The organism is Nocardia ninae NBRC 108245, from assembly GCF_007990755.1.
Lineage (GTDB): Bacteria > Actinomycetota > Actinomycetes > Mycobacteriales > Mycobacteriaceae > Nocardia > Nocardia ninae.
Window position 1 is genome coordinate 114,048 of sequence record NZ_BJXA01000017.1, and the last position, 22,649, is coordinate 136,696.

At 66.9% G+C, this 22,649-nt stretch carries 23 protein-coding genes; 14 read left to right on the top strand and 9 right to left on the bottom strand.

The genetic code is table 11. The features are described 5' to 3' along the window. Positions 1-10: 10 nt before the first annotated feature. Together NN4_RS15665 and NN4_RS15670 are read left to right on the top strand one after the other, a co-directional pair. Complete coding sequence (locus NN4_RS15665) at positions 11-1,108, top strand: acyl-CoA dehydrogenase family protein (RefSeq protein WP_147131147.1); 1,098 nt, start codon at positions 11-13, stop codon at positions 1,106-1,108. Between the two features lie 260 nt (positions 1,109-1,368). After that, positions 1,369-1,806: a hypothetical protein gene (locus tag NN4_RS15670; RefSeq protein WP_147131150.1), complete on the top strand. Its 438-nt coding sequence runs from the start codon at positions 1,369-1,371 to the stop codon at positions 1,804-1,806. Positions 1,807-1,885: 79 nt separating this feature from the next. Here the strand turns inward: NN4_RS15670 and NN4_RS15675 are convergent, their stop codons facing one another. Beyond that, positions 1,886-2,473 carry a TetR/AcrR family transcriptional regulator gene (locus NN4_RS15675; RefSeq protein WP_147131153.1) on the bottom strand — a complete coding sequence of 196 codons (588 nt, stop codon included), beginning with the start codon at positions 2,471-2,473 and terminating at the stop codon, positions 1,886-1,888. Between the two features lie 100 nt (positions 2,474-2,573). Here NN4_RS15675 and NN4_RS15680 point away from each other — a divergent pair, with 100 nt between their 5' ends. The 3 genes from NN4_RS15680 to NN4_RS15690 all read left to right on the top strand — a co-directional run bounded on the left by NN4_RS15680 (position 2,574) and on the right by NN4_RS15690 (position 4,632). Then, positions 2,574-3,755, top strand: a complete 1,182-nt coding sequence (locus NN4_RS15680) for an FAD-dependent monooxygenase (protein WP_147131156.1) — start codon at positions 2,574-2,576, stop codon at positions 3,753-3,755. A 62-nt stretch (positions 3,756-3,817) separates the two neighbouring features. Further along, a complete protein-coding gene (locus NN4_RS15685; RefSeq protein WP_147131160.1) occupies positions 3,818-4,282 on the top strand; it encodes a hypothetical protein in 465 nt (154 codons plus the stop codon). After that, entirely contained in the window at positions 4,279-4,632 is a 354-nt protein-coding gene (locus NN4_RS15690) for a hypothetical protein (protein WP_147131164.1), read from the top strand. The genes NN4_RS15685 and NN4_RS15690 overlap by 4 nt, the downstream gene beginning before the upstream one ends. A 153-nt stretch (positions 4,633-4,785) precedes the next feature. On the opposite strand, the gene NN4_RS15695 is transcribed toward NN4_RS15690, so the two are convergent. Both NN4_RS15695 and NN4_RS15700 read right to left on the bottom strand, forming a co-directional pair. Further along, positions 4,786-5,616, bottom strand: a complete 831-nt coding sequence (locus tag NN4_RS15695) for a thioesterase family protein (protein WP_308633325.1) — start codon at positions 5,614-5,616, stop codon at positions 4,786-4,788. Between the two features lie 24 nt (positions 5,617-5,640). After that, positions 5,641-7,293 carry an acyl-CoA synthetase gene (locus NN4_RS15700; RefSeq protein WP_147131170.1) on the bottom strand — a complete coding sequence of 551 codons (1,653 nt, stop codon included), beginning with the start codon at positions 7,291-7,293 and terminating at the stop codon, positions 5,641-5,643. Positions 7,294-7,353: 60 nt separating this feature from the next. On the opposite strand from NN4_RS15700, the gene NN4_RS15705 reads away from it, so the two are divergent. Beyond that, entirely contained in the window at positions 7,354-8,136 is a 783-nt protein-coding gene (locus NN4_RS15705; protein WP_107653924.1) for a crotonase/enoyl-CoA hydratase family protein, read from the top strand. 51 nt (positions 8,137-8,187) lie between these two features. Here the strand turns inward: NN4_RS15705 and NN4_RS15710 are convergent, their stop codons facing one another. Continuing rightward, positions 8,188-8,604, bottom strand: coding sequence for a VOC family protein (locus tag NN4_RS15710; protein ID WP_147131174.1), 417 nt, complete (start codon positions 8,602-8,604; stop codon positions 8,188-8,190). A 191-nt stretch (positions 8,605-8,795) separates the two neighbouring features. On the opposite strand from NN4_RS15710, the gene NN4_RS15715 reads away from it, so the two are divergent. After that, positions 8,796-9,794, top strand: coding sequence for a sigma-70 family RNA polymerase sigma factor (locus NN4_RS15715; RefSeq protein ID WP_147131177.1), 999 nt, complete (start codon positions 8,796-8,798; stop codon positions 9,792-9,794). Between the two features lie 182 nt (positions 9,795-9,976). Here NN4_RS15715 and NN4_RS15720 read toward each other — a convergent pair whose 3' ends face one another. Both NN4_RS15720 and NN4_RS15725 read right to left on the bottom strand, forming a co-directional pair. Beyond that, the gene (locus NN4_RS15720; RefSeq protein WP_147131180.1) at positions 9,977-11,533 is read right to left on the bottom strand and encodes an acyl-CoA synthetase; all 1,557 of its coding nucleotides are present in this window, start codon (positions 11,531-11,533) and stop codon (positions 9,977-9,979) included. Between the two features lie 22 nt (positions 11,534-11,555). Continuing rightward, entirely contained in the window at positions 11,556-12,593 is a 1,038-nt protein-coding gene (locus NN4_RS15725) for an LLM class F420-dependent oxidoreductase (RefSeq protein ID WP_147131182.1), read from the bottom strand. 145 nt (positions 12,594-12,738) lie between these two features. Between NN4_RS15725 and NN4_RS15730 the strand changes: the two genes are divergently transcribed. The 5 genes from NN4_RS15730 to NN4_RS15750 are packed head-to-tail and all read left to right on the top strand — an operon-like array spanning position 12,739 to position 17,235. Further along, positions 12,739-13,698, top strand: a complete 960-nt coding sequence (locus NN4_RS15730) for a Zn-ribbon domain-containing OB-fold protein (protein ID WP_246180895.1) — start codon at positions 12,739-12,741, stop codon at positions 13,696-13,698. 12 nt (positions 13,699-13,710) lie between these two features. Beyond that, positions 13,711-14,766 (top strand): thiolase family protein, encoded by a 1,056-nt coding sequence (locus NN4_RS15735; protein WP_147131186.1) that lies wholly within the window; start codon positions 13,711-13,713, stop codon positions 14,764-14,766. Next, positions 14,763-15,929: a thiolase family protein gene (locus NN4_RS15740; RefSeq protein WP_147131191.1), complete on the top strand. Its 1,167-nt coding sequence runs from the start codon at positions 14,763-14,765 to the stop codon at positions 15,927-15,929. Before NN4_RS15735 ends, NN4_RS15740 begins: the two co-directional genes overlap by 4 nt. Positions 15,930-15,934: 5 nt before the next feature. Then, positions 15,935-16,825, top strand: coding sequence for a TIGR03619 family F420-dependent LLM class oxidoreductase (locus tag NN4_RS15745; RefSeq protein WP_147131240.1), 891 nt, complete (start codon positions 15,935-15,937; stop codon positions 16,823-16,825). Beyond that, positions 16,822-17,235 (top strand): nuclear transport factor 2 family protein, encoded by a 414-nt coding sequence (locus NN4_RS15750; RefSeq protein WP_147131195.1) that lies wholly within the window; start codon positions 16,822-16,824, stop codon positions 17,233-17,235. The genes NN4_RS15745 and NN4_RS15750 overlap by 4 nt, the downstream gene beginning before the upstream one ends. Positions 17,236-17,310: 75 nt before the next feature. Here NN4_RS15750 and NN4_RS15755 read toward each other — a convergent pair whose 3' ends face one another. After that, positions 17,311-18,612 carry a cytochrome P450 gene (locus NN4_RS15755; RefSeq protein ID WP_371865657.1) on the bottom strand — a complete coding sequence of 434 codons (1,302 nt, stop codon included), beginning with the start codon at positions 18,610-18,612 and terminating at the stop codon, positions 17,311-17,313. Between the two features lie 98 nt (positions 18,613-18,710). On the opposite strand from NN4_RS15755, the gene NN4_RS15760 reads away from it, so the two are divergent. Both NN4_RS15760 and NN4_RS15765 read left to right on the top strand, forming a co-directional pair. Continuing rightward, on the top strand, positions 18,711-19,874 hold the full coding sequence (locus tag NN4_RS15760; RefSeq protein ID WP_147131202.1) for a steroid 3-ketoacyl-CoA thiolase: 1,164 nt from the start codon (positions 18,711-18,713) through the stop codon (positions 19,872-19,874). Positions 19,875-20,236: 362 nt separating this feature from the next. Further along, positions 20,237-20,653, top strand: coding sequence for a helix-turn-helix domain-containing protein (locus tag NN4_RS15765; protein ID WP_011207048.1), 417 nt, complete (start codon positions 20,237-20,239; stop codon positions 20,651-20,653). A gap of 322 nt (positions 20,654-20,975) precedes the next feature. Here NN4_RS15765 and NN4_RS15770 read toward each other — a convergent pair whose 3' ends face one another. Together NN4_RS15770 and NN4_RS15775 are read right to left on the bottom strand one after the other, a co-directional pair. Next, positions 20,976-21,986 (bottom strand): hypothetical protein, encoded by a 1,011-nt coding sequence (locus NN4_RS15770; RefSeq protein ID WP_147131205.1) that lies wholly within the window; start codon positions 21,984-21,986, stop codon positions 20,976-20,978. After that, positions 21,983-22,498, bottom strand: coding sequence for an ImmA/IrrE family metallo-endopeptidase (locus NN4_RS15775; RefSeq protein WP_107653913.1), 516 nt, complete (start codon positions 22,496-22,498; stop codon positions 21,983-21,985). Before NN4_RS15775 ends, NN4_RS15770 begins: the two co-directional genes overlap by 4 nt. Positions 22,499-22,649 lie beyond the last annotated feature (151 nt).

Genomic DNA, 22,649 nt, shown 5'->3' on the forward strand with positions numbered 1-22,649 from the left:
GGTAGCAGACATGGATTTCACTCCCACCGAAGCCCAGCTCGACCTGGCCCGGTTGACCGGCGAGGTGTGCGGCAAGCTCGTCACCGCCGACCGGCTGCGCGAACTCGACACCGCGGCCGAACGATTCGACGAGGCGCTCTGGGGCTCGCTGGCCGAGACCGGCGTGCTCGCCGCGGCACTGCCCGAGGCTGTCGGCGGCAACGACTTCGGCGTGCTCGAGCAGACCGCAGTGCTGCGTGAGCTCGGCAAGCACGTCGCGGCGGTGCCGTATCTGTGGTCGATCGTGGTCGGCGCGGGTGCGCTGGCTCGATTCGGTGATGCGGCGCAGCAAGATCGGGCGACCCAGGCGGGTGCCGGTCGGGTCATCCTGACGGCCGCGCTCGCGGAGGAACACAACTGGGAGCCGAGCAAGCCCACCACCACCGCCGTCGAGGCGGACGGCGGCTGGCGGCTCACCGGGGCCAAGACCACCGTGCCGTTCGCCGACCGGGCCGACCGAATCCTGGTTCCCGCCACCGTGTCCGGTGCGCCCGCGGTGTTCCTGGTCGATCCGTCGGCGGCGACGGTCACCGCACAGCAGGTGGTCGACCGATCCCCCGAGTACGCGATCGAATTGACCGACACCCCAGCCGAATTGGTCGGCACCGTCGAGAACGGCGCGGAAATCCTGGACTGGATGCTCATCCGCGCCTGGCTCGGCCTCAGCGCCCTGCAACTCGGCACCCTGGAACGCGCACTCGACCTGGTTGCCGAATACGCCCGCGAGCGGGAACAATTCGGCAAGGCCGTCGGCAGCTTCCAAGCCGTGGCCCAGCGCCTCGCCGACGCCTACATCGACGTCCAGGGGCTGCGCCTCGCCGTCACCCAGGCCGCCTGGCAGCTCTCCGAGGAGCTGCCCAGCGCCGAAGCCGTGCACACCGCCAAATTCTGGGCCGCCGACGCGGGGCACCGGGTGGCGCACACCGTCGTGCACGTGCACGGTGGCGTCGGTATCGACCGCGACCACATCGTGCACAACTACTTCACCGCTGCCAAGCACAATGAGTTCGCACTGGGCGGCGGCACCGATCACCTGCGCGCCCTCGGTGCGCACCTGGCCGCTTCCTGATCGAACGCAGTACCCATTCGGCCCGCCGGTTCGACCGGCGGGCCGAATTCTGTACCCATCCAAATCAGGTGTTGCGCCGAATGCCGGTGAGGTGTCGACGTTCGGAGCGGGTCTCCGCCGCGAACAGGGCACCGCTACCCACATCGGTACCTGAAGTCCTGGAGGGCTACTTGGCGGCACGACGATCGACACTCGCGGTTTCGGCCGCGGCCCTATTTCTGAGCTGCATGGGTGGGATAGGCGATGCCCATGGCCAACCGGTGAGTAGAACGGCCGCCGCGCTCATCACCCAGGCCGAGGCACGCACTGCCAGCGCCAATGCTCGCGGCGCCTCCGCATTCGAAGCGGTAGCCGGCATCACCACCAACGAGCCGGTGACGTACACGCAGGAGGTTCGGCCGGTAGCCGTCGAAGAAATCCAGTTCCGGCCCTCGTTGCCCGCCGCGGGCAAGGCCACTGCGATTGCCGCCCAGGCCGCCACCGCAGCCCTCGCGACCATCGACGAGCTCCCGAATCCGCCGAAGAACGTCCGGCTCACCGCGGCAGCGGCACAACAAGCCGCGGTGAAAGCCGCGGCGGCACCGGCCGATGTCAAACTCGCGAACCTCGCCGCGGCGGCGGAGAACGCAGCCCTCGAAGCCAGTTCCGCCGCCTTCGGCACCACCGCGACCAAGGTCGAGTGGATCCGGACCGGCTAGCCCTGCGCCTGCCGGAGTCGAAACCGGCCCGAACGAATCGGCCCCGTCGGTCTCACCGGCGGGGCCGACTTTCGTCCGCCTATTCGTCCTTCGCCGACGTGAGGTATCGCTGGAGCGTGGGGGCGATTTCGGCGATCAGTTCGTCTCGGGTGAAGGCGACGACCGGCGGGATGCGCAGGACGTAGCGACAGAGGGCCAAGCCGAGGAGTTGGGTGACCACGAGGCCGCTGCGGTGGGGGGCGTCGGCGGGGTCGCCGAAGCGCAGGACGGCGGGCAGGACCTGCTGGGCGAAGACCGCGCGGAAGCGTTCGGTGACGGCGTCGTCGGTGACAGCCGATCGCAGCAGGGTCAGCATGACCTCGTTGCCGGGAGGTTCTTCCCAGAGGGCGAGGAAGCGGCGCACCAGTAGTTCACCGAGCGAGTCCCGGTCGGCGGCGGCCAGGTCGGGCAGGGCCAGATCGATGTCGACGGCGGCGGCGAACAGGCCGTCCTTGCTGCCGAAGTAGCGCATGACCATGGACGGGTCGATGGCCGCGTCCGCCGCGATGGCACGGATGGTCGCCTTGCCGTAGCCCTCCGCGGCGAATCGGGCGCGGGCGGCGTCGAGAATCGCCGCGCGGGTCGCGTCGGAGCGGCGTGCAGGCGGTTGATCAGGCACGGTCGTCATGCCAACAAGTGTAGGCCAACAACTGTTGACTTACGAAACGCGGCGACTTACGGTTATGCCAACAAGCGTTGGCCCACAGATGTTGACTTCAGGAGTTCCCATGAACACCACCCCGCTGCCGGACACCACCTCCGTCCTGATCGTCGGTGCGGGCCCCGCCGGGCTCACCGCGGCGATCACGCTGGCCGACGCGGGCGTCGATTTCGTCCTGCTCGATCGGCTTGCCGAGGGCGCCAACACTTCTCGCGCCGCCGTCGTGCACGCCAGGACCCTCGAGGTGCTGCACGAGCTCGGCATCGCCGAGGAGCTCATCGCGAAAGGCATTGTGGTGCCGCGGTTCACCGTGCACGACGGCCCCCGCACGCTGGCGACCATCCGGTTCGACGGGCTCCCCACGCCGTACCCCTACACCCTGATGACGCCGCAGGACACCACCGAGGCGGTGCTGCTCGCCCGACTGCACAAGGCGGGCGGCGAGGTGCGGCGGCCGTATCAGGTCACCAGCCTGGTCAACGAAAATGACGGCGTGACTGTCGAATACACCGATGGCAACGGCGCTGCCGGCACACTGCGCGCCGGCTATGTCATCGGCGCCGACGGCATGCACAGTGTCGTCCGCGAGCAGGCGGGCATCGAATTCGCCGGCGACACCTACCCGGCATCTTTCGTCCTGGCCGACGTCCGGATGGACTGGCCGATCGCCCGAAACGAAGTGGCGCTTCACCTTTCGCCCGAGGGTGTCACGGTCGTCGCACCGTTGCCGGACTCAGCCGAACAAAACCGCTACCGCGTAGTCGCCACCCTCGATGATGCACCCGAGCACCCGACCCGCGACGACATCCAAACCGTGCTCGACACCCGCGGCCCCGGCGGCGACGTCAAAGTCAGCGAGGTGCTGTGGAGCTCACGCTTCCGCGTGCACCACCGCGTCGCCGCCCACTACCGCGCCGGCCGAATCCTGGTCGCAGGCGACGCCGCCCACGTGCACAGCCCCGCAGGCGGCCAGGGCATGAACACCGGCATCCAAGACGCCGCCACCCTCGGCCCCCTCCTCGCCCGAGTCCTCGCCGGCGAACCCGACACCCTCCTCGACACCTACGAAACCACCCGCCGCCCAATAGCCCTCGGCGTCGTGGCCTTCACCGACCGAATGACCCGCATGGCCACCCTCCGCCCCCGCCCCGCCCGCACCCTCCGCAACCTCGCCATCGCCACCCTCACCCGCATCCCCACCTTCCGCACCGCCCTAGCCCACCGCCTCGCCGAACTCCCCAACCGCTGAACATCAGCGGTCTCGCCGGGCGGCTAACTGAACTACTTCAGAACTTCCCGTAGGATGGGTGTATGAGCTCCAAGACGTTCCCGTTCAGCGACCTGATTCGTAAACAGACCTCGGTCTTTCCTGCGCTCGATGACGCCGACGTGATCCTGGAGCGCCGCGACGCCGAGAATCTGGTGCTGTCGCGGTCCGAGCGGTTCGAGGCGAAAGAGACCGCGATCCGGCTGCTCGCCAGGACCATCGCGATCATCGCGAAGACGAATCGCAGCCTGGCTGAGGAAGTGTTCTCCGAAGAGCTGCCCTGGTTGAAGTGGCTACCCAACACCGGGCGCACCGAGGCCATCAAGGAACTCCTCGATCACCTGATCGCCGGGGCCGACACCGGCCTGTTCACCCCGTTCGCCCGCGACCTGGTCGCCTGGCAGCACACCGCCGAGATCTACGCCCAGCCAGAATTGGCGCGCCGCCTCGCCGGCCCCTTCGAGCCCAGCGAGTTCACCGAGGTGGCCCGCCCCGGCGGTGCCGAATGAAGCTTCGCAAGGGCGACGAGGTTCCCCGCCCGCGCCCATGGCGGGTAGTAGTGCACAACCTCGATGCAGCGAAGGGCTGGGCCGAACTGCTGGCGCAGGCTCCCGGCAATCTCGATCGTGCCTGGGTCGACATCACCAGCGACCCACGCAGCGTCGCGAACCCGTCCCGGCAGCATCGACTCAAATTCGAGTTGAAGTCGATCAAAATGGGCGGTGCCGAACTGGAGCAATGGCAGTACGAGATCACCGGCGGTGGCCGGATCTGGTACGCGATCGCCGACGAGGAACGAACCCTGTACCTGACACTCGCAGGCACCGGACACCCTCGCCAGACCGACCGTCGACGCTAGCCCCAGCGACCGGGGCGCGACTTCCGAAGGGCCGCTACATGATTCGCAGCGGTTTTTAGTGTAGCCAGACTTACTTGCTGCTCGACTCGGCATGCTCGTCGGCGGCGCGGGGTTCGACCCTCGTCGCTCGACATCCGGGCGGACCGAAGGTCGTTATTGGATACCGGCTTTCGCCTGGATGATGTCGCCGTTGGTGAAGTCGACCTGGCGTTGGGCGTTGGACAGGGCGGTCACTACACAGGTGCCGAAGGGGCCGGTTCTGTCGAACAAGGTTGCGCTGCCGACTGCTACACCGTCGGTGCTGAGGTGGCTGTCGGCCTCTACGCCGACCTCGGAACCCACGGGCAGACGGGCCAGCGCCAGTGTCATGTCGGTGTTGATGAAGCCGACGCCGGCGCTGCCCCAGTTGGTCATCAGACTGGTGGCCTCGCCGATGACCACGGCACCGACGAAGGGTGAGGGTGGTTCGCCCTCGAGCACCCGCATCGGTGCCTGCCACATGCGCTTTCGACTGTTGTTCTGGTGCTCGCCGATCTCGGGCGACCAGCCCTCGGCGTGCGCGTCACTGCCCCACAGCGGACGCGTGGGTTCGGTGGCGACCGGCACCGACGGGGGCCGGGGCACCTCCGCCCGCGTCCACAACTGCCCCGGCGGCTGGGCCGACCGCTCGAGGAAGACGACCGTCGCCCGCGCCACGTCCACACCGTCCTGCATCAACGCGGCATCGGCGACGCGGATCCGCCGCCCGTCCCGAACCAGCTCCGTGACCACGGTCAGCGGTTTGGCGAGCGTGGGCCGGAACAGATCCACGGTCAACCTGGCGGGCAGGAAGCCCGCCGAACCATGGTGCTGCTCCAGTGTTCTGGCCAGCAGCCCACAGACGGCGGGTCCATTGACCATCGTCGGCGACCAGGCGCTCGCGGCGAACGGCAGCGGCTCGAAGCCGCGCGCCGTCTCCTCGAAGAACCCGTAACGGACCGCCACGTCGATCCCCTGTTCCCCGGCGTCCTACTTGCTGCTCGCCTCGGCGTGCTCGTCGGCGGGGCGGGATTCGGTTTGGGACTTGGCCCAGCGGTAGTCGGGCTTGCCTGCGGGGGAACGCTTGATCTCGTCTACGAACCAGAGGCTGCGGGGGAGTTTGTAGGGGGCTATTTCTTTGGTCAGGAAGGGGCGGAGTTCTTCGATGGTGGGGTGGTTTTCGCCGCGGCATTGCACGACGGCGACTACACGTTGGCCCCAACGCTGGTCTTCTACGCCGACGACGAGGGCGTCGAAGATTTCCGGGTGGGTTTTGAGGGCGCCTTCGACTTCTTCGGGGTAGATCTTCTCGCCACCGCTGTTGATGCTGACCGAGCCGCGGCCCAGCATGGTGACCGTGCCGTCTTCCTCGACCCTGGCGTAGTCGCCGGGAATGGCGTAACGAATCCCGTTGAACACCTTGAAGGTTGCCGCGCTCTTGGCTTCGTCCTTGTAGTAACCGAGCGGGATGTGCCCGCTGCGGGCGAGGAGGCCGACCTGGCCGGAGCCGGGTTCCACCGGGTTGCCTTGCTCGTCGAGCACCTGGGTGGAGGCATCGATCTTCACCCGCGGTCCGCCGGTGTGGTTCACACCCTTGGCGACGATCGACAGCCCGCCGAAACCGGTCTCCGAGGAGCCGATGGAGTCCGAGATCAGCCGGTTCGGCAGCAGCTCTACGAACTGGTCCTTGAGCGCGGGCGAGAAGAGTGCGGCACTGCTCGCCATCACGTAGAGGCTCGAAAGGTCGTACGGCTGACCGGTTTCCGGGTTGCCCTCGATGAGCGCGTCCAGCATCGGCCGCGCCATGGCATCGCCGGTGATGAAGATGAGGTTGATCTTGTGGCGGTCGATCGCCTGCCACACGCCGTGCCCGCTGAACTCGGGCAGCATCACGGCTTTACCGCCGTCGAACAGGCTGTGGAACGTGGCGGTCTGCGAGCCGCCGTGGATCATCGGCGGAATCGGGAACCGCACCATCTGCGGGTTGTTGGCGGCACCGGTCTTGGACTGCTGCCATTCGTCCTCGATGGGTTCGCCGGTGATGAAGTTGATGCCGCCGCCGAGCACCCGCCACCAGTCCTCGTGCCGCCACATCACGCCCTTGGGCAGCCCGGTGGTGCCGCCGGTGTAGAGCATGAAGATGTCGTCGGGCGAGCGGGGACCGAAGTCCCGTTCCCCGGACGAGGCGGCCAGCGCGGTCTCGTATTCGACCGAATCCGCTGCGGTCGCAATGCTGCCGGTCGTATCGTCGTCGACGACGAGAACCGTCTTCAGCTGCGGGGTGTTCGGCCGGACCCCGGCCACCCGATCGCTGTAGCGGCGCTCGTGGATCAGCGCGACCATGTCCGAATTGTCGAAGATGTATTGCAACTCGTTCTCGACGTACCGGAAGTTCACATTGATCATCACCGCCCGCGCCTTGAACACCGCGACCATCGCCTCGACGGCCTCGATCGTGTTGCGCGAGTAGATGCCGACCTTGTCCCCCGGCTGCACACCGTGTTCGAGCAGGTAGTGAGCCAACTTGTTGGCGCGCTCCTCCAGCTGTGCGTAGGTCACCTCGCGGCCGTCGTCAGCGAGCGCGACGCGGTCGGGCATCAGGTCGATGGCGTGTTCGACAAGGTCCGCTATGTTGTAGCTCACAGGCTAAAAATAGAACGTGTTACTGTTCCTGGCAAGGCTTGAAAGTCAGGAGATCTGCTAATGCCGCACTGCCTCGTTGAGAAACGCGACCATGTCCTCATCGTCACGATGAATCGCCCCGAGGCGCGCAACGCGCTCTCGGCGGAGATGATGGCGATCATGCGCGACGCCTGGGATCAGGTGGACAGCGATCCGGACATCAGGGTGGCCATTCTGACCGGCGCGGGCGGCGCGTTCTGTGCGGGCGCGGACCTCAAGGCGATGACCGCGCAGCACCCCGGCGATTCGTTCGCCGGCGGCGGCTGGGACCTGTCGAAGATCGAGGCGCTGCTCAAGGGCCGCAGGCTCACCAAGCCGCTGATCGCCGCGGTCGAGGGCCCGGCCATCGCGGGCGGCACCGAGATCCTGCAGGGCACCGATATCCGGGTGGCCGGCGAGAGCGCGAAATTCGGTGTGTCCGAGGCACGCTGGGGCCTGTTCCCGCTCGGCGGCTCCGCGGTGCGCCTGGTCCGCCAGATTCCGTACACCGTCGCCGCGGACATCCTGCTGACCGGCAGGCACGTCACCGCCGCCGAGGCCAAGGAGATTGGGCTGATCGGGCACGTCGTCCCGGATGGCAGCGCGCTGGACAAGGCCCTCGAACTCGCCGCGCAGATCGCCGCCAACGGCCCGCTGGCCGTGCAGGCCATCCTGCGGACCATCCGGGAGACCGAGGGCATGCACGAGGAAGAGGCGTTCCAGATCGACGCGAAGCTCGGCATGGCCGTGTTCCGCTCGACCGATGCCAAGGAGGGCCCGAAGGCCTTCGCGGAGAAGCGCAAACCGACCTTCACCGGCAGCTGAGACCACGCCGCCCCCGGCACCTTCGGGTACCGGGGGCGGCTCATGCCGGGCTCAATTACCCGGGTAGTCCATCCAGAACGGCTCCCACTGGTGGCCGTCCGGATCGAGGAAGGTGCGGCTGTACATGCCGACCTGCGCCTCCTGCGCGCGCTTGTCCTCGCTGATCTCCTCGGTGCCACCCGCGCTGAGCGCCGCGGCTGCGAGCGCGTCCACCTCGGCGCTGCTGGTGAGCGCCAATCCGTAAGTGGCGCCGATCTTCTCGGTGGTGTCCGCGACCTGGCGCTTGCTGAAGTTGGTGAAGAACTGTCTGGTCAGCAGCATGAGGCAGATATTGTCGTCGATCACGATGCAGGCCGCGTTGTCGTCGCTGAACTCCTGGTTGACCTTCCAGCCGAGCGCCTCGTAGAAGTTCTTCGACCGGTTCAGCTCGGCGACGGGTAGGTTGAGAAAAATCATCCGGCTGGTCATGTCACGACACCTTTTCGTAGTCCGCCTGTTTAGTTGCGCAGAAATAAGGACGAGGCCCGGCCGCCGAACTCATCGCTCGCCCCCACAGCTGTGACCACCCGCACCCGGCACCGCGCGCGTTGATCTTGCTTGTGCTGGTAGCAAGCTTTCGGGTCTGGGATGTGTCGGTGGGCTGTGGCATGGTGACATCCATGAACGACCCGTCCGGCCACTCCGCCGGCCTTGCTCCCGACGTGCTCGAGTCTTTCGAGAAGCACCGCCGGGAATTGTGCGCCTACGCCTACCGCATGCTCGGTTCGTCTTTCGAAGCCGAGGACGCCGTCCAGGAAACCTTCACCCGCGCGTGGAAGTCCTACGACTCGTTCGAGGGACGCGCGAGCCTGCGCTCCTGGCTGTATCGAATCGCCACCAATGTCTGCCTGGACATGCTCGACGGCCCGCAGCGGCGAGCCAGGCCGATGGACCTGAACGGTCCGTCGCGGCCGGATTCACCACTGCCCGCGCCGCAGCCGGACTACGTCTGGATCGAGCCGATCCCGAACGCCCTGGCCTTCGGCGCCGACCCGGCCGAGCACGCCTCGGCCAAGGACACGCTGCGCCTGGCGTTCGTCGCGGCCTGCCAGCACCTACCCGCCACCCAGCGCGCGATCCTGATCATGCGCGAGGTGCTGCGGTTCTCCGCCAACGAGACCGCCGAAGCCCTGACCATGTCCCCCGCGTCGGTGAACAGCGCGCTGCAACGCGCCAGGGCCACCATGTCGAAGGTGCAGCCGAGCACCGCGGACAACTACGACGAGTCGAACGAGGACCAGCGCAAGCTGGTCGACAACTTCGTCAAGGCGTTCGAGGCCTACGACATGGACACCCTCACCACGCTGCTCAAAACCGATGTGGCGCTGTCCATGCCGCCGATCGAGTTCTGGGTGTCCGGTCCGGCGAACGTGGCCGCGTTCATGCTCGGCCACGGCGCAGGCTGCCGCGACTCCCGCCTGGTCCGCCTGGACGGCGCCAACGGCAACCCCGCCTTCGGTCACTACAAGCCCAGCGGCGAGCCGGGCGTGTGGCTCCCGTGGTCGATCACCGTGCTGGAGCTCGACGGCAACGAGGTTGCGGGCATGAGCTTCTTCCTCGACACGGAGAAGCTGTTCCCGTTGTTCGGGCTGGCACCGGAGTTGCGCGAAGCGGTCTGACCGCCCCCGCCCGCCCCGGAAGGTTTGCTAGGCAAAGAAGGCGCTATGCGCCCGGAGCTGGGCGGCGTGGAAGGGTGTGCACACCTTTTGTGTCAGGGTGTGCGGCAAGCAGATACGAATCGAGCAGAGTCATATGGTCGCTACCTGATCTTGGGTAGCGACCATATGACTGTGTCTGCCTCCTAGGAGGCGGGGACGTACCGCTCGCGGAGCTTGCGCTTGTACAACTTCCCGTTGGGGTCGCGGGGCAGCTCGGGCAGGTAGTCGACCGACTTGGGCATCTTGTACTTCGCCAATTGGGTTGCGGCGAAGGCGAGCAGCTCGGCGGTGAGCTCGTCGGTGCCCTCGATGCCTTCGGCGGGCTGGACGACGGCCTTGACCTCGGCGCCCCAATCCGGGTGCGGGATACCGAAGACCGCGACGTCGGCGACCTTGGGGTGGGTGATCAGGACGTTCTCGATCTCGGCGGGGTAGATGTTCACCCCGCCGGACAGGATCAGGTCGGAGCGGCGGTCGTGCAGGTAGAGGTAGCCGTCCTCGTCGAGGTGGCCGATGTCGCCGACGGTGAACAGGTCGCCGACGCGCGAATCCTCGGTCTTGGCCTTGTCGTGGTGGTACTCGAAACTCGAAGCGCCCATCCGCATATAGACCAGGCCGGGCTCACCGGCGGGTACCTCCGAGCCGTCCTCCTCGCTGAGCACCTTGATCACCGACCACGGCCACGCCTTGCCTACCGAGCCCGGCTTCTGCAGCCACTCGGTCCCGTTGATCACCGTGCCGCCGCCCTCGGTGGCCGCGTAGTACTCGGTGACCGTCGGGCCCCACCACTCGAGCATCTTCCGCTTGGTCTCCTGCGGGCAGGGCGCGGCACCGTGCACCATGCTGCGCAGCGAGGACACGTCGTACTTGGCGCGCACCTCCTCGGGCAGCGCCAGCAGCCGATGGAACTGGGTGGGCACCATGTGGCTGTGCGTCACCCGGTACTTGTCGATCAGCCGCAGCATTTCCTCGGCGTCCCAGCGATCCATCAGAACGAGCTTGTGCCCCAACTGAATCGAGATGGTCGCGAAGTTCAGCACCGCGGTGTGATAGAGCGGCGACCCGCAGATGTGCACATGATCGTCGTACGGCGCGAGCCCGAACAGGCCGAAGAACGCATTGGTGTGCGGCGGAACGACATCCGGGTCGGCGCCGGTGAGCGGGCGGCGAACGCCCTTGGGGCGCCCGGTGGTTCCGGAGGTGTAGAGCATCGGCGCGCCGGTGCTGCGGTCGGCCGGTCGCCCGGTGTCCGCGGCGCCCAGCCAGGCCACCGATTTGAAGCCGTCGATCTCACCCACCGAAAAGCGCGCCGCAGCAGGCAATCCCGCCTCATCGGCGGCGGCCTTGGCGGTGGCGGCGAAGCGATCGCTGGCCAGGAACGCCTTGGCCTCACTGTCCTGCAGGATGTAGGCGACCTCCGGGCCGGTGAGGTGCCAGTTCACCGCGACGATGTACAGCCCGGCCTGGTACGCCGCGAAGTAGGCGGCGATCGCCTCGACGCAGTTGTGCACCATGCTCACCAGCACGTCGCCGGTTTCCAGACCGAGGCCGCGCAGGCCGGTGGCGTAGCGGTTGGCGAGGGTGGCCAATTCGCGATACGTCACCTCCCGGCCCGCCGGATCGACCATGGCGATCCGATCGGGTTCGGCTTCGGCAATGTTCCACAGACCGAGAATTTTCACTGACTCCTGCGTCGTCATCTTACTGAATCTAGAACGTGTTCTACATATCGACAAGGGGTGCGAGACGACGTAATTGCGCGACATCCGAAACCGACACCAACATCATGGTGACTCCGGCCGCCGACCAGACCCCGAGTTGCTTACGGACATGCTCTTCGTCGCCGATGATCGCGGTGTCCAGAATCAGCTCGTCCGGCACCGCGGCCGCCGCCTCGGCCTTCTTGCCCGCCTGGAACAGGCTGCCGATCTCGTCGACCTCCCGCTCGTAGCCCATCCGCCGATAGACCTGGGCGTGAAAATTCTGCTCCGGCGCGCCCATGCCGCCGATGTAGAGCGCCATGATCCAGCGCATCCGCTCGAGCTCGCTCGCGGCGTCGTCGGTGATCACCACCTGACAGCTCGCGGCGATCTCGAAGTCCGCGCGCGACCGGCGCGCACCCGCCCTGGCAAAACCCTCGTCGAGCCAGTCGTTGTACATGTTCGCCAGCCGCGGAGCGTAGTAGATGGCGAGCCAGCCGTCCGCGATCTCGGCGGTGAGCGCCACATTCTTGGGGCCTTCCGCGCCGAGCCAGATCGGCAAATCCGCACGTAGCGGGTGCACGATCGGCTTGAGCGGCTTGCCGAGCCCGGTCGATCCCGGCCCGCTGTAGGGCAGCGGGTAGTGCGGCCCGTCATTGGTGACCGGCACCTGTCGCTCCAGAATCCGCCGGATGATCCCGACGTACTCCCTGGTGCGCTGCAACGGCTTGGCGAACGGCTGCCCGTACCAGCCCTCTACCACCTGCGGCCCGGAAACCCCCAGCCCGAGAATCGCGCGGCCGCCGCTCAGATGATCGAGCGTGAGCGCGTGCATCGCGGTCGCGGCGGGCGTGCGCGCCGACATCTGCACCACCGACGTACCGAGGCGCACCCGCTCCGTGGACGAACCCCACCAGGTCAGGGGCCCGAAGGCGTCGGATCCCCACGATTCGGCGGCGAATACCGCATCGAACCCGGCGTCCTCGGCCGCCACCACCAACTCCCCCGCATTCCCCGGCGGCTGCGCCATCCAGTACCCGAGCTGCAATCCGAATTTCATGCTCCAACCTTCCTACCTCGGAGCCGCTGGCACAGCCCGTCACCGACACCGCATCTTGCCAGCAGAATAAGAACCTGTTCTACTCGACATTGTGACTCAGGGGAATACCGCATCCGGCGTAATCGCGGATGAGAGAGGGTCGGAATTGAACGCCGCACCTGATGTGCTCAGCGCGCCCCTACGGGTGCGATTCGACTACACGCGGTCCGTGGGACCGACGATCGGCACCTTCTTGACCAAACTGCGCGACCGCAAGATCGTCGGGGTGCGCGGGTCGGACGGCCGGGTGCTGGTGCCACCGCCGGAATACGATCCGATCACCGCGGATCCGCTCAGCGAGTTCGTCGACGTCGCCGCGGTCGGCACCGTCGAATCCTGGACCTGGGTGCGCGAGCCGCTGCCCGGGCAGCCGTTCGACCGGCCGTTCGCCTGGGCACTGATCCGGCTGGACGGCGCGGACACCGCGCTGCTGCACGCGGTCGACGTCGCCACGCCCGAGGACATGCGGACCGGCATGCGGGTAGCGGTGCGGTGGGCCGCCGAGACCACCGGAACCATCCACGACATCGCCTGCTTCGAGCCCGGTGAAAAGTCCGACAGCACCGCGGCCGCCGTCGACGGCGAGCCGATCACGATGCTCACCACCCCGGTCGACCTGGCCTACAAGCACACCGCCTCCCCGCAGGAGACCGTCTACCTGCGCGGACTCGCCGAGGGCAAGCTGCTCGGCGGGCGCACCGACGCCGCCGGCAAGGTGTACTTCCCGCCGCGCGGGGCGAACCCGACCGACGGCAGGCCCACCGACGAGGTCGTCGAGCTGCCCGACCGCGGCACGGTCACCACGTTCTGCATCGTGAACGTGCCGTTCCTGGGTCAGCGGATCAAGCCGCCGTACGTCGCGGCCTACGTGCTGCTGGACGGCGCGGACATCCCGGTGCTGCATCTCGTACTCGGTTGCGAGGCAAGCGAAGTGCGGATGGGCATGCGCGTGGAGGCGGTATGGAAGCCGCGCGAGGAGTGGGGCTATGGGCTGGAGAACGTGGACCACTTCCGCCCCACCGGCGAGCCGGATGCCGACTACGAGACCTACAAGCACCACCTCTGAGAGAGGCGCACGTTGACTGACAACGGAACCGACATCGCGGTCGTGGGTTTCGCCCACGCGCCGCACGTGCCGGAGACCTTCGGCACCACCAATGGCGTGGAGATGCTGGTGCCCTGCTTCCAGCAGCTCTACCGCCAGCTCGGCATCACCAAGTCCGACATCGACTTCTGGTGCTCAGGCTCCTCGGATTACCTTGCCGGGCGCGCCTTTTCGTTCATCTCCGCAATCGATGCGATCGGCGCGGTACCGCCGATCAACGAATCGCACGTAGAGATGGACGCGGCATGGGCGCTGTACGAGGCGTGGGTGAAACTGCGCTCGGGACAGGCGGAGACGGCGCTGGTGTACGGCTTCGGTAAATCATCGGCGGGCACGCTGCGCCAGGTGCTCACCATGCAGCTGGATCCGTACCTGGTGACGCCGCTGTGGCCGGACGCCTGGTCCATCGCCGGCCTGCAGGCCAGGGCCGGGCTGGACGCGGGCCGCTGGACCGAACGCGATATGGCGGCAGTGGCCGCGGACGCGTTAGCTGCCGGCGGCCGGGCGACACCGGCCGAAAGCCTGCTCGACGCACCGTATATCGCCGATCCACTGCGCGCCCACGACGTCGCCCCGATCACCGACGGCGCCGCCGCGATCGTGCTCGCCATCGGCGACCGGGCCCGCGAACTCTGCGAGCGCCCCGCGTGGATCACCGGCATGGCGCACCGGGTGGATACGCCGATGCTCGGCGCGCGCGACCTCACCGTCTCTCCCTCCACATCGGCTGCCGCACAGGCGGTTACCGGTGGCGACGCCCACTTCGACGTGGCCGAGTTGCACGCGCCGTTCAGTCATCAGCAGCTGATCCTCGCCGAGGCCATCGGCCTGAAGAACGGCACCAAGGTGAACCCTTCGGGCGGTGCGCTCGCCGCGAACCCGATGTTCGCCGCCGGGCTGGAGCGGATCGGCTTCGCGGCCAACGCGATCATGGACGGCTCGGCGAATCGCGCACTCGCGCACGCCACCAGTGGGCCCGCGTTGCAGCAAAACCTTGTGACAGTACTGAATTCGGAGGCGAGCCGATGAGCTTTCCGGCTGCGGTGCTCGGCACCGGACAAACCCATCACGTGACGAAAAGAACCGATGTATCGATGGCGGGCATGTGCCGTGAAGCCATTGATCGCGCACTCGTCGACGCCGGCCTCACCATCGCCGACATCGACGCGGTGGTGGTCGGTAAGGCGCCGGACCTGTTCGAGGGCGTCATGATGCCCGAGCTGTATCTCGCGGATGCGTTGGGCGCCACCGGAAAACCGCTGTTGCGCGTGCACACCGCCGGTTCGGTCGGCGGCTCCACCGGCGTGGTCGCCGCCAATCTGGTGCAGGCCGGTGTGCACAAGCGCGTCCTCGCGATCGCGTGGGAAAAGCAGTCGGAGTCGAATGCCATGTGGGCGTTGTCGATTCCGGTGCCGTTCACCATGCCGGTCGGCGCGGGCGCGGGCGGCTACTTCGCCCCGCACGTGCGTTCCTACATCCGGCGCTCCAACGCGCCGAGCCACATCGGCGCGATGGTCGCGGTCAAGGATCGGCGCAACGGCGCCAAGAACCCGCTGGCGCACCTGAAACAGCCGGACATCACGCTGGAATCGGTGCTGGCCTCGCAAATGCTGTGGGACCCCATCCGTTTCGACGAGACCTGCCCGTCCTCGGACGGCGCGTGCGCCATCGTGCTCGGCGACGAAGAGGCGGCGACCGCCGTCGAGGCCACCGGCAAGAAGGTCGCGTGGGTGCACGGCACCGCGATGCGCACCGAGCCGACCACCTTCGCCGGACGCGATCAGGTGAACCCGCAGGCCGGCCAGGATGCCGCGGCCGCGCTGTGGAAAGCCGCCGGGATCAGCGACCCGCTCAGCGAGATCGACGTGGCGGAGATCTATGTGCCGTTCTCCTGGTTCGAACCGATGTGGCTGGAAAACCTCGGCTTCGTGCCGCAGGGTGACGGCTGGAAACTCACCGACAAGGGCGAGACCGAGATCGGCGGCATTCTGCCGGTCAACCCGTCCGGCGGGGTGCTCTCCTCCAACCCGATCGGCGCGTCGGGGCTCATCCGATTCGCCGAGGCGGCCAAGCAGGTCATGGGCCGGGCCGGCGCCTACCAGGTCGAGGGTGCGCGTAAAGCCTTCGGCCACGCCTATGGTGGCGGGTCCCAGTACTTCTCGATGTGGGTGGTCGGGGCTGATAAGCGATGACCCCGCTGAAGTTCACCCTCGGCATCGCGCTGAGCCCACTGGACCAGCTGCCCGAGCTGGCGAAAACCGCTGAGGAGTGCGGGTTCTCGTCGATCGCGCTGCCGGACTCGCTGTTCTACATGAAGTCCGCGGCGGCGAAGTACCCGTATACCGCCGACGGGAGCCGGTTCTGGGGTCCGGAGACACCCTGGGTCGACCCGCTCATCGGGGCGACCGCGATGGCGATGGTGACCAGTCGGATCCGGTTCTATACCAACGTGCTCAAGCTCGGGTCGCGTAACCCGCTGCTGCTGGCCCGCCAGGTCGGGTCGGTGGCCAACCTTTCCGGCAACCGCTTCGGCTTCGGTGTGGGAATCGGCTGGGCGCCGGAGGAATTCGAGTGGTGCGGGGTGCCCTACGCCCGCCGCGGCGCGCGGGTCGACGAGATGATCGAGGTCATCAAGCTGGTGCTGGGCGGCGGCATGGTCGAATTCCACGGCGAGTTCTTCGATTTCGATCAACTGCAGGTCAGCCCGGCCCCGACCGAGCCGGTGCCGTTCTACGTCGGCGGCCACACCGAGGCCGCGCTGCGGCGGGCGGCCCGGGTGGGCGACGGCTGGACCTCGGCGATGATGACCTACGACGAGCTGTGCCACACCATCGGCAAGCTCGACGCGCTGCGCGCCGAATTCGGGCGCGGGGACCAGCCGTTCGAGCTCCAGGCGGTGTGCGTCGACCGGTTCGGCCGATCCGGCTATCAGGATCTCGCGAACGCGGGCGTGACCGACGCCATCGTGGTGCCCTGGCTCTTCGACGGCATCGGCTTCGACGGCGAACTCGCCGCCAAACAGGACTCGCTGCGCCGATTCGCCGCGGCGAACATCGAAGCACCGATCGTCGCGGAGGTATCGGCATGACAACCGACCATCCGGCGCGGACTGCCGGGCTCGCGTCCCAGGCCGCGGTGCGGGCCAGGGACAAGGCGGCGTGGGTCGCACTGTTCGCCGAGGACGGCATTGTCGAAGACCCCATCGGCCCTTCGGGTTTCGACCCGGAGGGCAAGGGGCACCGCGGCAAGGAGGCGATCGCGGCGTTCTGGGACAAGGCGATCGCACAGACGGAGTCCATCGAGTTCCTGTTCGGCGACTCGTTCGCGTGCGGGAACGAGATCGCGTTCACCGGGACCATCCGCAGCACCCTCGGCGGCCATCAGATCGACGCCGACGGTGTCTTCACCTACCGGGTCGACGACTCCGGCAAAATCGCTGCGCTGCGGGCATTTTGGGAGGTCGAACGCGCGATGTCCACCGCGAAGAAGGTCGGCTGAGCGCACCGCAACGGCCGAAGGGCCCTCGCACCGGATGAAATCTTCAGTGCGAGGGCCCTTTTCGAGGTACCGGCCTCAGTGCGTGACGGGACAGCCCTTGAAGTCGACCGGGAATTCCTTGATCCCGTTGAGCCAGCCCGAGCGCAGCCGCTTCGGCTCACCCAACTTGCTGATATCGGGCAGGTGATCGGCGATGGCGTTGAAGATCAGGTCGACCTCCAGCCTGGCCAGGTTCGCGCCGACGCAGAAGTGGGCGCCGGTGCCGCCGAAGGACAAGTGCGGGTTGTCCTTTCGCAGGATGTCGAACCGCTCCGGATTCTCGAAGACGTCCTCGTCGAAGTTGGCCGAGCGGTACAGCATGACCAGCCGCTCGCCCTTCTTGATCTGCACGCCGCCGAGCTCGGTGTCTTCCAGCGCGGTCCGCTGGAACGAGGTGACCGGCGTGGCCCACCGGATGATCTCGTCGGCGGCGGTGGCGGGACGTTCCTTCTTGAACAGTTCCCACTGGTCCGGGTTCTCCATGAAGGCGTTCATGCCGTGCGTGATGGCATTGCGCGTGGTCTCGTTGCCCGCCACGGCCAGCATGATCACGAAGAAGCCGAACTCCTCCTCGCTGAGCTTGTCGCCGTCGACATCCGCCTCGATCAACGTGGTGACCAGATCGTTGGCCGGACATTCCTTGCGGGCCGCGGCCATTTGGTATGCGTAGCCCAGGATTTCGGCGGAGGCCATGACCGGATCGGCGTCGTTGTCCGGGTCGTCATAGCCGGTCATGTCGTTCGACCAGGTGAACACCTTCATCCGGTCTTCCTGCGGGACGCCGATCAGTTCGGCGATCGCCTGCAGCGGCAGTTCGCAGGCGATCTGGGTGACGAAGTCACCGGTCCCCGAGGCGGCGGCCGCCTTGACGATCGATTCCGCGCGCGCCGAGAGTTCGGCGCGCAGGCCGTTGATCGCGCGGGGGGTGAAGCCGCGCGCGATGATCTTGCGCAGCTTGGTGTGCTCCGGGGCGTCCTTGTTGATCAGGACGAACCGCTGCAGCTCGATCTGCTCGCGGGTGATGTCGTCGTTGAAGCGCGGGATGGCGGTGTTCTCGAAAGTCGAGAACACGTCGCTGCGCCGTGATACCTCTTTGACATCAGCGTGCTTGCTGACCACCCAGAAGCCCTCGTCCCGGAAGCCACTGACCTCCACCGGCTGTGGGTTCCACCAGACCGGTGCGGTGCGACGCAGCTCGGCGAACTCCTCGACGGGAACCCGCTCGGCGTAGATGTCGGGGTCTGTGACGTCGAATCCGTCCGGCAGATTCGGCCGGACATTCCGAGGGTCTACCACCAGATGTCTCCTTCGACAAACTGAAACACGTTCTATAATCATTGAAGCATAGGTGGCTGTATCAGGAAAGAAACCGGACAGAACCACCTCGAATCCTTGGAGAACTCGTTTCAGTTTTCCGTCCCATAGAAAGGTTGGACATGGGCACACCCGTCATCGTCGAGGCCGCTCGCACCCCCATCGGCAAGCGCGGCGGCTGGCTGTCCGGCCTGCACGCCGCCGAACTACTCGGCCTCGCGCAGCGCGGACTGCTCGAGCGCGCCCACCTGGATCCGGCACAGGTCGAGCAGGTGATCGGCGGCTGCGTCACCCAGGCGGGTGAGCAGTCCAACAATGTGACGCGCGTCGCCTGGCTACACGCCGGGCTGCCCTGGCAGGTCGGCGCGACCACCATCGACGCCCAGTGCGGCTCGGCCCAGCAGGCCAACCACCTCATCGCCGGCCTCATCGCGACCGGCGCGATCGACATCGGCGTCGCCTGCGGCATCGAGGCGATGAGCCGAGTTCCGTTGGGCGCCAATGTCGGCGAGCACGCCGGACCGCGCAGGCCGGCGTCCTGGAACATCGACCTGCCCAACCAGTTCGAGGCGGCCGAGCGGATTGCCAAGCGGCGCGGCATCACTCGCGCCGACGTCGACGCGTTCGGCGCCCGCTCGCAGCGGCTGGCCGGACAGGCCTGGGCCGAGGGGCGTTTCGACCGCGAGGTGCTCACCGTCACCGCGCCCGCCGTGGACAAGGCGGGAAGCCCGACCGGCGAGAAGCTGGACGTGTCACGCGACCAAGGCCTGCGCGAGACGACCGTCGAGGGCCTGGCCAAGCTGAAGCCGGTGCTGGAGGGCGGCATCCATACCGCGGGCAGCTCGTCGCAGATCTCCGACGGCGCCGCCGCGGTACTGCTGATGAACGAAAAGGCCGCGCAGCGAGCCGGATTGCGCCCCAGGGCGCGGATCGTCAGCCAGGCCCTCGTCGGCGCCGAGCCGGAGTTCCATCTCGACGGCCCGGTACAGGCCTGCTCACGCCTGCTGGAGCGGTCCGGGATGAGCATCGGGGACATCGATCTGTTCGAAATCAACGAGGCCTTCGCCTCGGTGGCGCTGTCCTGGGCGTCGGTGCATCAGCCGGACATGGACCGGGTCAACGTGAACGGTGGCGCCATCGCGCTCGGCCATCCGGTGGGCTCGACCGGATCCCGGCTCATCACAACGGCTTTGCACGAGCTGGAGCGAACCGGCCGCAGCACCGCCATGGTGCTGATGTGTGCCGGTGGCGCATTGGCGACAGGGACGATCATCGAGCGGATTTAGCGCCGTCGACCCCTCGAAACCGGTTTGTTGAACGTTCATCTCCCAGGCCCGGAAACGTGTCGTACGCCACACATCTGGCTCGACTTGCAACTAGATGAGACGTCAGCTATCTTTCCGCTATCAGGATTGTGTCCGGGAAGACCTCCACGACGGGCCAGAACCGGTCCGTACCTCGGCTTCTCGAGAGCCGTTGGGGTGACCCGCAAACGCAACGGTCGCAGTACCTTCGCCGGACCGGCACCTAGAAGCTTCAAGGAAATCCGGAATCAGGCGTAGGTTTTCAGTTACTGAGCCGCTAATATCAATGATACGTATCCGAGATAACGACTGTTAGTACAGCGAAGGGAATTGGGCGGCTCACAATGGCTGATTTCGCGGCGCGGCTGAACAAGCTGTTCGAAACCGTGCATCCCCCGGGGCGTAAGCCGCACACCAACGCGGAGGTTGCGGCTGCGCTGACGGCCTCCGGACATCCGATCTCGAAACCGTACCTGTCGCAGTTGCGGTCGGGACAACGGACGAACCCGTCCGATGAGACGGTGGCCGCCCTGGCGAAGTTCTTCAAGGTCAAGCCGGACTACTTCTTCAACGACATCTATGCCGCCAAGATCGATCACGATCTTGAGTTGCTGTCCCAGCTGCAGGGCTACGGACTGCGACGGCTGTCGAGTAGAGCGTTCGACCTGTCCGAAGAATCTCAGAACCTCCTCACGTCCATGGCGGAGAAGTTGCGGGCAAGCGAAGGCTTGCCCGAAATTCCTCCGGATGGCACCGAATAGGTTCTCTTGCACGGAAGCACAGTGCGACCCTCCGGGTCGCACTGTGCTGTGTTATGTGTGCGTCCAATACGTGAAGCAAGTGGGCATGCCCGAGAAAATAGGGGCATGCCCTGTCAAGGCCTCTGGCGATGCTCGATCATCAGTAGATGCACGCACATTCGACAATTCTCGAACTTGTGCGCCCGTAAGATTTCCGCGGACAACTGATTTCGGGTGAACGCGGGTAACTCATCGAGTCCAGCGCAGAACTCAGCCGGGTGTACGACACCGGCCGGCAACCACACTCAGCGGTACGCGGAATACGCGCCCGCGGCGCGTGTGCTCAATTTCGAACAGGTTCCAGGGTTGTCGCGTCATAGGCCCGAGCGATGGCCTGGACCCAGCCGCGGGGACTAATCCCCTCGGGCGGAGCAATCCACCGTGCGTCCAGCGCCACATCGCCCAACGGGTTTCGCGCCCACTGCGCCACCGTCTCCGCGCGCTCGGCGACCGACCGCGGCGGCGGTGCCACCGCGGCGAGCACCACCCCACCGCCGGACTGGAGGTAGAGAGCGTCCATGATCTGCGCCACCTGATCGGACGCGCGCAGCTGAGTCGACGTACCGGTCTGGTCGTGCGCGACCACCTCGGGGAACCGGCCGACCATGATGCGGTGCAGCAGCTTGATCTGGCGCAGCAGCAGCCGCGCGCGCACCCACAACTCCACCACGATCCATATCGCGCCGAACGCGATGAGCAGACTCGCCACTTCCCACGCCTGCCACGCCCAGTTCGGCTGACCCGGCGGCACCGGCGGCGCATCGGTGAACGCGCGCTGAATCTCCAGCACCGCAAGGCCCGCGACGACCGCGGTTCCGGTGGTGTAGATCGCGATACCCCGGCCGAGCGTGGTCCAGTCGAGGTTGCGCAGGCCGGTGATGACGATGAACAGCGCGCCGAGCGTGACAACCTCCCAGCCGAAGGTGAACGACCAGGCGATGGTGATGGTCACCGAGACGATGCCGATGCTGTAGATCGCCATGGCGACCTGACGCAGGTTCTGCCGGGAGCAGATCGGCCAGGCGGCGAAGGCGACCACCGAGGTGGCGGCGATGAAGACGATCCAGGCCGACACCACGACACCGTCGGAGAGCCAGCCCGCGCGCACGCCCTGCGGCCGCAGATTGTCGATGGCCACGGCGATCTCGGGGACCGCGACGGTGGCGGCCAGCGCGACGGCGGCGACCGCGACCACGATGGCCACCCGGGCCGTCGTCGCGGGCTTGACCAGCACCCGTCCCACCCGGGCTCCTGCCGCCATCCACACCAGCAGTGCCGTCAACCAGAGGGTCATCCCAGAGCCTCATCGAATCGAAGGACCGAGACGCCTGCGCCACGGCTGTTGAACACGCGGAGTCTGGTCATCAACATGGCGGCGAAAGTCTCGGCCTCCCACTCGGCGAGCTCGTCCGCGCCGTCGTCGACGATCTGCTGGTGCGCCCGCTGGCTCAGCATGTACGCGATCAGATCGTCGCTGGCCTCTAGCGTCACCTCGGGCGCGGGTGCCCCCTCGTGATTGAACACGATGTGCCCCAACTCATGTGCGAGGGTGTGCTCCCGGCTCGGCAGCGACTGGGCGAGCACGATCACATCGCGATCGGGGTAGAGCCTGCGCTGACCGCACACGCCGGGACCCAATTGCGCACTGGCGATTTCGATTTCGCGGCGCCGCTCGCTCGCGATGGCGAGCACCACCTCATCGAGGGTGGTGGCGTCGGAGTCCGCCGCCACGGCGCAGACGGCATCCACCGCGGCGGCCACCCGCCGGTAGGACCGCGAAGTGTTCTGAGTCTTGCTCTCACTCATGCCAGCACCCCTCACGGCCTCGGGAAGAACATGGCACGGGCGGCGTCGACTCGGGCCTGCGCGGCCGAGGCACCCTGGAAACTGACTGCGCCGGAACCGGCTCCGGCCAACCCGAGTGCGAGCAGGCCGCCGATCACCGACAGCAGTTTGG